The sequence below is a fragment of the Caballeronia catudaia genome (assembly GCF_001544755.2).
GTDB classification, from domain to species: Bacteria; Pseudomonadota; Gammaproteobacteria; order Burkholderiales; family Burkholderiaceae; genus Caballeronia; species Caballeronia catudaia.
This window is the reverse complement of sequence record NZ_FCOF02000014.1, coordinates 167633-176585: the sequence shown is the minus strand read 5'-3', so window position 1 is coordinate 176585 and position 8953 is coordinate 167633. Positions and strand designations below refer to the sequence as shown.

The following is an 8953-nucleotide window of genomic DNA, read 5'->3' as shown; positions in this document are numbered from 1 at the left end:
CGACTGCTGCGCTGCCGCCTTCGGCTGCAACCGGATCGAATCCCGTCGATCGCACGGTGATGACCTTGATCGGATCGATCGACTGCACGATTGCGATCGCGTTGCCCGCGTAGATCGGACGCTCGAACGTGTCGGCGCTATCGACGGCGGTGATGTCGCTGATCTGCGCGACATCGAGATGCGCAGCGATACGCGGCGCGATGTTCTTACCGTAAGCCGTCGCCGGCGCCAGAATGTGCGAATAGTCTTTCGCGATGTCCAGCACCGTCGCTTCGACGTTTTCCGCGAGGCCATCGGCGAGTTGGGGCGCATCGGCGAGCAGCACTTTCGCCACGCCCGCGATCTTCGCCGCCGCATCCGCCGCGCCTTGCGCGTTCGAACCTGCAACCAGCACGTGAATATCGCCGCCGATCTTCGCGCCAGCCGCAACCGTGTTCAGCGTCGCTGCCTTGATCGACGCGTTATCGTGTTCCGCAATGATAAGGATCGTCATGTTCAGATTACCTTGGCTTCGGTCTTCAGTTTTGCGACCAGCGTCTTCACGTCCGGCACCATGACGCCCGCGCTGCGCTTCGGCGGCTCGGTGACTTTCAGCGTCTTCAGACGCGGCGCGACATCGACGCCCAGATCCGCGGGCTTCACCGTCGTCAGCGGCTTCTTCTTCGCCTTCATGATGTTCGGCAGCGTGACATAGCGCGGCTCGTTCAGACGCAGGTCCGTCGTGACGACTGCGGGAAGCTTCAGCGACAGCGTTTCCGCGCCGCCGTCGACTTCGCGCGAGACCGTCGCTTTTCCATCGGCGATCACGACCTTCGATGCGAACGTCGCCTGCGGCAAACCCGCCAGTGCGGCAAGCATCTGACCGGTCTGATTCGAATCGTCATCGATCGCCTGCTTGCCGAGAATCACGAGTTCCGGCTTTTCCTGATCGACCAGCGCTTTCAAAATCTTCGCGACCGCCAGCGGCTGCAATTCATCCGCGGATTCGACGAGAATCGCGCGATCCGCGCCGATAGCCAGCGCCGTGCGCAACGTCTCCTGACATTGCGTCACGCCGCACGACGCGGCGATCACTTCGGTAGCAACGCCCGCTTCTTTCAGACGCACGGCCTCTTCAACCGCGATCTCGTCGAACGGATTCATCGACATCTTCACGTTGGCGATATCGACTCCCGTGTTATCCGATTTCACTCGGACCTTCACGTTGTAGTCGACCACGCGCTTGACTGGCACCAGAACCTTCATTCCCGTCGTCTCCCCATGTCCGCTTCAGGCGGCCTGAATTCTTCGAGCGCGATCGACAATCGGCTTGTCGACCAGCTTTCCATCCACCGATATGGCGCCGCGAGGGTTCGCTTCCAGCGCGGCCAACACGCGTGCCGCCCATTCGCGCTCGGCCGCGCTCGGCAAGAACCCGTCGTTCACCGCTTGCACCTGCTTCGGATGGATGCACAGCTTGCCGCCGAAACCGAAGCGGCGTGCATCGACGACATCGGCGTCGATCGCGTCGATATCGCCGGTGGCGAGCGTCACGCCGTCGATCGGCGGCGGCAAGCCCGCAAAGCGCGACTCGATGACGAACTGCGAACGCACATAGTCCAGTTCGCGCCCGGCGCCATCGATGCCCGCGTCCACGCCGAAGTCGAACGAGCCGAACGCGAGCCGCGCCACGCGCCCGCACTGCGCGATCTCACGCATGCGCACCACGCCCGCGACGCTCTCCACCAGCGCAACCAGTTCGACGCCCTCGGCACAGCGACCGGCGATGTCCGCGAGCTGCGCCGCATCCTCCGCTTTCGGGGCCATCACCGAGCGCACGTTCGCCGCGCGGACCATCGACACATCGTCTTCATGCCACGGCGTGCCATGCGCGTTCACGCGTATCACGACGCGCTCGCGCGCCTCGTGGAATGGCTGCGAATGCAGCCATTCGGCGACCTGCCCGCGCGCCTGCGCTTTCGCATCAATGGCAACGGCATCTTCCAGATCGATCACGACGCGATGCGCCTCTGTCGCCAATGCCTTGCCGAATCGCTCCGGACGATCGCCCGGAACGAACAGATAACTGCGTGCAATCATGCGGAATTCCTCGAAAGCGTCAGGCTCCGCTCCAGCCGCGCTGGAACGTCTCCGAATAGCTGAAGCGGTCGGCGGGATGAATGCTGACCGCCGCTTCGACGATCTCGCCCCGCCTGTTGAAATATCGGCGCGACAGCCACAGTGCGGGCGAGCGCGCCTTGGCGTTCACCAGACGCGCGATGTTCGCGGGCAAGGCCACCGCGCGAATTTCCTGCTGCACCCGCGCGATCTGCTCGCCGAACTGGCGCTCGATCATCGTGAAGATCGGCGTATGCGGGTCGTCCTCGATGCCCGTCAGCGAACGGAACGCAGGCTGGATATAGACCTCGGTATGACAGATCGGATCGACGCTTTCGGGCGAGCGCCGGATACCTTCCAGGCGCAGCCACGTTTCGCCGGGTTTGGCCTGCAACATTGCGCAGAGCGAGGCATCGCTCACCTCGATGGTCTCTTTCCTGAGAACCTGAAGCGCGGTATCGGCGGAATAGCGATGCAGGTCGCTCAGCTGCTGCATGACCTGACGATAGCTGCCTTCCGAATTCAGCGCCTTGACGGTCGTGCCGACGCCGGCCTGCCGCACCACCATGCCGAGCTGCACGAGCTGTTTGACCGCCTCGCGCACGGTCGAGCGGCTCGCGCCGAACTGCTCGCAAAGTTCGAATTCGGTGGGAATGGTGGAGCCCACCGGAAAGCGCCCGCTCTGGATTTCGTTGATGAGCGTCTGCGCGAGTTGCAGGTAGCGCGGCTGCTGACCGAGCACGTTGACCATCTTTTGCACGCACGATGAAGGATTGACGGACGGACCCGCCTTTCGCGCGACATCATCCGGTGCAAGCATCATCATTGCACCGCGCCGCTTTCGCGCAAATGGGCGATCCGACCAGCATCGTAACCGAGTTCGGTCAGAAGCCTCGCGTCGTCCTGCCCGAGTTCGGGCGCCGGGCGCGCCGGCTGCGACTCGTTCACGCGCACCGGCGCCGCCACATTGCGAACCTTGCCGAAGCGCGGATGCGCCGCCTCCGTCACGCCCTGACGCTCCGCCACGAACGGGTTATCGAGCGCCTGTTTGATGTCGTAGACCGGCGCGGCGGGCACGCGGCCGCCCAGACGTTCGAGCCATTCGGCGGTCGTCGCGCGCGAGAGCGCCGCATCCAGTTCCTGCTCGACCAGATCGCGATTCGCGAGCCGCGCCTTGAAATTGCAGAAGCGCTCGTCGGTGATCCACGACGGCTTGTCGAGTATCTCGGCCAGAACGCCCCAGAACTTCTCCTTGTTGCACATCAGGAAGATCCAGCCGTCCTTCGTCTTGTACAACTGGCTGGGCGTGAGCGACGGATGCGCCGAGCGACGGTCGCGCCCGGTCACCGTGCCGCCGTTCAGATACCACGTGCCGACATACGCGAGGTTATGCAGCGCGACATCGAAAAGGCTCGTGTCCATGTCGCGGCCAATGCCCGTCGCGCGCGCCTGCACGAGGCCCGCGAGCAGCGCCATCGCGGCCGTGGTGCCGGTCATCAGATCGATGATCGAAAGGCCGAAGCGCGCAGGCGGGCTGTCCGGCTCGCCGGTCACCGAGAGATAGCCCGCTTCCGCCTGCATCAGATAGTCGTAGCCGGGCCACGACGCGCGGCTGCCCGTGCGTCCATACGCGGACAGGTGCGCGCACACGATGGCCGGATTCGCGTCCTTCAGTTGATCGTACGTGAGGCCCAGTTTCACGGGGAGATCACCGCGCAGATTGTTGAAGACCGCATCGCTCGTCTTCACGAGATCGAGCAGCACGTCGCGCGCTTCGGGCTTCTTCAGGTCCAGCGTCAGGCTGCACTTGTTGCGATTGAACGCCTCGAAGAAGTGACTATCGCCCTCGCCGAAGAAATGCGGGCCCACGTTGCGGCCCACATCGCCGCCTTCGCGGAAGTTCTCGATCTTGATGACTTCCGCGCCGAGATCGGCGAGATGCTGGGTCGCGAACGGACCCGCGCCGTATTGTTCGATGGCGACGATGCGTACGCCGGAAAGAGGCAGGCTCATGCAGGGTTCCTCGCAATCAGCATCTTGGCGATGATCAGGCGTTGCATCTCGTTGGTGCCCTCGCCGATGGTCAGAAGCGGCGCATCGCGATACAGCCGCTCGACGTTGTATTCCTTCGAATAGCCATACGCGCCATGAATGCGCATCGCTTCCATGCTGTTCTCGACGGCCGCTTCGGTCGCGAAATACTTCGCCATGCCCGCTTCCATGTCGCAGCGCAGGCCTTTGTCGTATGCGCGCGCGGCGGAGTCGGTCAGGAGGCGCGCGGCTTCCACGCGTGTCGCCATTTCGCCGAGCTTGAGCGCGATCGCCTGATGCTCGCAGATCGGCTTGCCGAAGGTCTTGCGCTGCTGCGAATACGCGACCGCCTCATCGAGCGCGGCCTGCGCGACGCCGACGCCGCGCGCCGCCACGTTGATGCGGCCGAGTTCCAGACCGCTCAGGATCTGCTTGAGCCCGAGCCCTTCCTGCGCGCCGATCACGGACGACACCGGCACGCGGAAGTTGCTGAACGTGAGCTCGCACGTATCGATGCCCTTGTAGCCGAGCTTCTGCAACTGACGGCTCACTTCGAAGCCCGGTCCCTTCTCGACGATCAGCAAGCTCATGCCTTTGTGACGCGGCTGCGCCTGCGGATCGGTCTTGACGAGCAGCGCGAGAATATTCCCGTACTTGCTGTTCGTGATCCAGGTCTTGCTGCCATTCACGACATACTCGTCACCATCACGGCGCGCGACGGTGCGGATCGCCTGAAGGTCCGTGCCGCAATCCGGCTCCGTCAATGCGATGCCGCCGCGCAGTTCACCCGTCGCCATGCGCGGCAGATACGCCCGCTTCTGCGCTTCGGTGCCGTTGCGCTGGATCGTCATCGCCATGATGAGGTGCGAGTTGATGATGCCGCTCACCGACATCCACACCGCCGAGATGCGGTCGACGATCTTCGCGTAGGTCGCCGTCGTGAGGCCCAGACCGCCGTACTCGGTCGAGATCAGGCAGCCGAATAGACCCATGTCCTTCATCTTCTCGACGATCGCATGCGGGTATTCGTCCTTCGCATCGAGTTCGTGCACGTAGGGTTTCACTTCCGTCTTGAGGAAGCGGTCGAGCATGTCGAGAATCAGCGTCTCGTTCTCTTCGTAGTCGCTCATGTCCTGCTGTTGATCGGCGTCGAGGGTGGCCATTGTGTCTCCTGTAGTCGGGTGTGCTGCTTACGCGAGGGCTTTCGCCAGCGCGAGCGCGGGTTGCGTGTCGAGCGACAGCACCGCTTCGCAGATGCGCTCGGCGTCATGGCGCGAGACGTTGCGCTGCGCGTTGTCGAAGAACTTCGCGACGATGTCGTCGTTCGTGAGCGGCCGGTCCGACGAGCCGCGGTTGATCGACTCGCGATGCGTGAGCGTCCGGCCGTCGCGCGTATGAACGATCACCTCGCCCGTGTAGTGGCGCGGGAAGGTCGAGTCCGGGTCCGCCTCGTGCGTGACGCGGGCGGCCACGGCGCGCACGGCTTCGTCCGCGAGCGCATCGGCTTCGAGATCGTCGAGCGTGAAGCGGCCGCGCACGAGTCCGGTCGCGACGATATACGGGATGCTGAACTGCGCGTCGTAACTGTTCGACGGCTTCTGCTTCGGCGCGACCGGCTCGCAGACGATCGGGATCGTCGGGCCGGGCACGCGCACGATCACGCGCTCGATATCGCTTGCCTGCAAACCATGCGCGCGATGAAGGGCGACCGCCGCATCCGACGATGCATGCGTGAAGTGGCACGCGGGAATCGGCTTGAGCGCGACGCCGTCGATTTCCCATGTCTCGCCGAGGCCCGCCGTCGCGATGTCGATATCGCCGGCTTCGAGCGGCGTCTTCATGTAGAGCGCGTAGAGACCGAAGCGGCCTTCATAGGTTGCGCCCGGACCGATGTAGCCATGCTTCGCAAGCGTCGCGGCCGTCGTGCCCGCCACCGCGGCCCAGCCCGGATGCAGACGCTTGGTCCATGCGCCGTCCTGCAGGAATTCGAGGTTACCCGAAGCCATCGACAACACAATGCCCTGCGCATGCTCCGCCTGCCCGGCCGACAAGCCGAGAAGCCGCGCCGCGCCAAGCGAGCATCCGAACGCGCCGACGAGCCCTGTCGGATGAAAACCCGCGTTATGAAAGCCGCTCTTCGCGGCGGAGCCGACACGCGTCGACACTTCCATCGCGCAGAGATAGGCCGTGAGAAGATCGGCGCCGCTCGCGTTCTCGCGTTCCGCGAGATTGAACGCCACCGGCAATGCGCTCGCCGTCGAGTGGATCACGCCGCGTGCATGCGTATCGTCGAAGTCTAGGCTGTGAATCAGGAGCCCGTTGAGCAGCATCGCATCGCGCAATGCGAGTTTTTGCGTGTGGCCGAACACCGTCGCATCGCCTTTGCCGAGTTCCTGCATCGCGGCGAGCGTCGACGTCGCGCAGGGCAGCTTCAACGTCGCATAAGCCAGGCCGATGCTGTCGAGGATCAGATGCTTCGCGCGCTCGCGCACGCTCTGCGGCACGTCGCTCAATTGCAGATGCGTCGTGAACGCGGCCAGTCGTTGCGACACGGACTGCGCTCGTTGCTGGATATCATGGCGCGCATTCATCGTGCGGCTCCCTGTTGGTTGAACGAGAGATCGCTCGCCGTCGCGTCTTCATCGGGCGAGGCTTCTTCGAGTGAATACTGGTTCGCGTCCGCACCGAGGCTCAACACGGCGATCACGAGCAGCAGCAGGATGCCCGCGACCATGCCGAGCACGCCGAACAGGCCGAACTGCGCGAACAGGATCACGGCGATATACGACGTGAACATCGACGCGACGCGTCCGCACACGCCCGCCACGCCCGTTCCGCGCAGGCGCAGCGCAGTCGGGAACAGCTCGGGCACATAACCGAAGAGGCCCAGCGTGACGATGCCGAAGATGCAACTGACAAGCGTGAAGCCCACGATGGCGATCGCCGCATTGGCCGTCATCTGCGGATAGATGAAGCCGAGCACGATCGTAGCGATGCTGTAGAACACAATGCCCTTCGCGCGTCCGAGGCGGTCGGCGGTTGCGTAGCCGAGCAACGCGCCGAACGGGGCGCCGAACGACATCAGCGTCGTGAAGCCGAGCGAGGTCACGACGTCGCGTCCTTCACGAACGAAGAAAGTCGGCAGCCATGCGACGAAGCCGTACACCGCGGCATTCACCGCGACCGCCGTCAGCGCGGCAGTCAGCGTGCGGCCGATCATGCCGCGCCGGAACAGCGCGGACAGCGGCACACGCGGCACTTCGAGATTCTGCGTGCGCGCACACTCGGGCAGAGGTCCTTTGTGGCGCGCAACTTCGGCTTCGATCGCGCTCACCGTCGCTTCCGCCTCTTCGATACGCCCTACCGCTTCGAGCCAACGCGGCGACTCCGGCATGCTATGACGCAGCGCCCACACGATCAACGCGCCGATGCCCGCGATGCCGAACATCCAGCGCCAGCCGAGATGCGGAATCACCACGTAGCCGACGCTCGTCGCGATCACGAGCCCGGAGTTGACGATGAGCGCGAGCAGCGAGATCCATCGTCCGCGCCAGGCAGGCGGTATGAACTCGCACAGCGTTCCGGCCGCGACCACCAGCTCCGCGCCGAGGCCGATGCCCATGATGAAGCGCGCGCCGATGAGCCACTGGATATTCGGCGCGAACGCGGCGACGAACGACATCAGACCGAAGAGCGCCAGATTGAACTGATACGACGAGCGGCGTCCGAAACGATCGCCGAGATAGCCGGACAGGCCCGCGCCGATCACCATGCCGAAGAAGCCCGACGAGACGAACAGCGCATTGAGTTGCAGCGTCGAGAAGCCGCTCTTGAGCATCGCGGCGGACACGCCGCCCGCGAGGTAGACGTCGAATGCGTCGAGGCACGCGCCCGCGCTGATGAGACCGAGCATCTTCCAGTGAAAGCGCGACATGGGGAGCCGGTCCAGCCGGGCGCCAGAGCTTACGTAATGACTCACAGTTGTCTCCGGTACTGTGACGGTGAATGGCATCGCGGCCGCTCGTCGAATGGCGCCCTTGTCTGCGATGCGAAATGAGCAACCGGCGCGGATCAGGCCGGCGCGATGCGTTTCAGTCTTCGGCGGTGCCGTGGCCGCGCTTGGCGATCAGCGCGGTACGGATGAAGTCCATGACGGGCTTGCCGTCCTGATTGAACGCGCGCGTATGCACCGTAACGATGCCCTGCGTCGGGCGCGATTTCGATTCGCGCACTTCGAGCACCTCCGATTCCGCATAGAGCGTGTCGCCCGCGAAAACCGGGCCCGTCAGGCGGATTTCCTTCCAGCCGAGATTGGCGATCGCCTTGCCGCTCACGTCGTTCACCGACATGCCGAGCACGATCGCCACTGTCAGGCCGCTGCTCACGAGAAGCTTGCCGAACTCGCTCTTCGAGGCGTGATGCGCGTCGCAGTGCATCGGATGAAAGTTCATCGTCAGCAGCGAGAACTGGATGTTGTCCGCGTCCGTGATCGTGCGGCCCGGGCGATGCTCGTAGATATCGCCGACGGTGAAATCCTCGAGATAACGGCCGTAGCTGGCCCGGTAGCGCTGCTTGCCCACTCTGTCCGAATGCATGTTTCCGTCTCCTGTCTCAAACGTTGCTTTGTACGGACAAAGTATCCGGCGCTGAACCGCCAGCGTCAAGCAGGAATGCGCTGCGGTAAACCCTTGTTTAACTCGCGTGGGAAGGTGGTTCGCTGGCGTTCTGTAGCGTCTCCGATGGCTTCGGGCCGCTCGAATATAGTGTTCGAGTATTCGAGGGATCACAATGAAGGCATCCCTTTCGGCTTCGCCTAACGTTGAGA

8 protein-coding genes and 1 pseudogene are annotated in these 8953 nt (G+C 63.9%); all 9 read right to left on the bottom strand.

Going from position 1 to position 8953, the window contains the following annotated elements; genetic code table 11:
• A pseudogene (locus AWB75_RS17540) lies at positions 1 to 493 on the bottom strand (electron transfer flavoprotein subunit alpha/FixB family protein); the annotation flags it as partial.
• A gap of 2 nt (positions 494 to 495) precedes the next feature.
• Positions 496 to 1245 carry an electron transfer flavoprotein subunit beta/FixA family protein gene (locus tag AWB75_RS17535; protein WP_061125347.1) on the bottom strand — a complete coding sequence of 250 codons (750 nt, stop codon included), beginning with the start codon at positions 1243 to 1245 and terminating at the stop codon, positions 496 to 498.
• 24 nt (positions 1246 to 1269) lie between these two features.
• A complete protein-coding gene (locus AWB75_RS17530; RefSeq protein WP_061125346.1) occupies positions 1270 to 2079 on the bottom strand; it encodes an HpcH/HpaI aldolase/citrate lyase family protein in 810 nt (269 codons plus the stop codon).
• A 19-nt stretch (positions 2080 to 2098) separates the two neighbouring features.
• The gene (locus AWB75_RS17525; protein ID WP_061125367.1) at positions 2099 to 2848 is read right to left on the bottom strand and encodes a GntR family transcriptional regulator; all 750 of its coding nucleotides are present in this window, start codon (positions 2846 to 2848) and stop codon (positions 2099 to 2101) included.
• Positions 2849 to 2919: 71 nt separating this feature from the next.
• The gene (locus AWB75_RS17520) at positions 2920 to 4110 is read right to left on the bottom strand and encodes a CaiB/BaiF CoA transferase family protein (RefSeq protein ID WP_061125345.1); all 1191 of its coding nucleotides are present in this window, start codon (positions 4108 to 4110) and stop codon (positions 2920 to 2922) included.
• Complete coding sequence (locus AWB75_RS17515) at positions 4107 to 5291, bottom strand: acyl-CoA dehydrogenase family protein (RefSeq protein WP_061125344.1); 1185 nt, start codon at positions 5289 to 5291, stop codon at positions 4107 to 4109. Before AWB75_RS17515 ends, AWB75_RS17520 begins: the two co-directional genes overlap by 4 nt.
• Positions 5292 to 5318: 27 nt before the next feature.
• Complete coding sequence (locus AWB75_RS17510; RefSeq protein ID WP_061125343.1) at positions 5319 to 6719, bottom strand: MmgE/PrpD family protein; 1401 nt, start codon at positions 6717 to 6719, stop codon at positions 5319 to 5321.
• Positions 6716 to 8062, bottom strand: coding sequence for an MFS transporter (locus AWB75_RS17505; protein WP_200822995.1), 1347 nt, complete (start codon positions 8060 to 8062; stop codon positions 6716 to 6718). Before AWB75_RS17505 ends, AWB75_RS17510 begins: the two co-directional genes overlap by 4 nt.
• A 157-nt stretch (positions 8063 to 8219) precedes the next feature.
• A complete protein-coding gene (locus AWB75_RS17500; RefSeq protein ID WP_008346896.1) occupies positions 8220 to 8723 on the bottom strand; it encodes a MaoC family dehydratase in 504 nt (167 codons plus the stop codon).
• Positions 8724 to 8953 lie beyond the last annotated feature (230 nt).

Coding starts and splice junctions, on each gene's coding strand:
- AWB75_RS17535 (WP_061125347.1), bottom strand. CDS start 1,245: ATGAAGGTTCTGGTGCCAGTCAAGCGCGTGGTCGACTACAACGTGAAG.
- AWB75_RS17530 (WP_061125346.1), bottom strand. CDS start 2,079: ATGATTGCACGCAGTTATCTGTTCGTTCCGGGCGATCGTCCGGAGCGA.
- AWB75_RS17525 (WP_061125367.1), bottom strand. CDS start 2,848: ATGGTCAACGTGCTCGGTCAGCAGCCGCGCTACCTGCAACTCGCGCAG.
- AWB75_RS17520 (WP_061125345.1), bottom strand. CDS start 4,110: ATGAGCCTGCCTCTTTCCGGCGTACGCATCGTCGCCATCGAACAATAC.
- AWB75_RS17515 (WP_061125344.1), bottom strand. CDS start 5,291: ATGGCCACCCTCGACGCCGATCAACAGCAGGACATGAGCGACTACGAA.
- AWB75_RS17510 (WP_061125343.1), bottom strand. CDS start 6,719: ATGAATGCGCGCCATGATATCCAGCAACGAGCGCAGTCCGTGTCGCAA.
- AWB75_RS17505 (WP_200822995.1), bottom strand. CDS start 8,062: ATGTCGCGCTTTCACTGGAAGATGCTCGGTCTCATCAGCGCGGGCGCG.
- AWB75_RS17500 (WP_008346896.1), bottom strand. CDS start 8,723: ATGCATTCGGACAGAGTGGGCAAGCAGCGCTACCGGGCCAGCTACGGC.